General features: G+C 63.5%; 1 protein-coding gene. It reads right to left on the minus strand.

Going from position 1 to position 373, the window contains the following annotated elements; translation table 11 throughout:
- Nucleotides 1-373: DUF6531 domain-containing protein (locus ACNQPL_RS26670; protein WP_416468390.1), on the minus strand; the 373-nt coding region annotated here is incomplete at both ends.

Consider the following 373-nt stretch of genomic DNA (forward strand, 5'->3'; position numbering starts at 1 on the left):
GTAGTGCAGGTGCACGCGGGTGCCACCGGTGGCGCTGATGTCAGTCAGCGTGCCTTGTTCGGTGCGGGTGAAGTGCAGGAAGTGGCCTAGGGCGTTTTCGATGCGCTGCAGTGGGACATCGGTGTCGGTGTCCGGCACTTCGCCGAAGTAGAAGAACAGGTTGTCCAGCGTCTGCAGGATGTAGTGCCCGCCCTCGGTGCACACCAGGTACACCTGTTCGTGCGGATTGTAGATGCGCTCGCCCGGCTGGATGTTCACGAACGGGACTTCGCGGCCCTGGTTGTCGGTGAGGTAGACGAAGTTGCCGCTGCGGCGAAGGCTTTGTTCCCACGGCAGTACCCAGCCGCGGCCGAGCACGCTGTCGACGGTGAGG

The sequence above is a fragment of the Pseudomonas sp. LFS044 genome, assembly GCF_047978245.1.
GTDB lineage: Bacteria > Pseudomonadota > Gammaproteobacteria > Pseudomonadales > Pseudomonadaceae > Aquipseudomonas.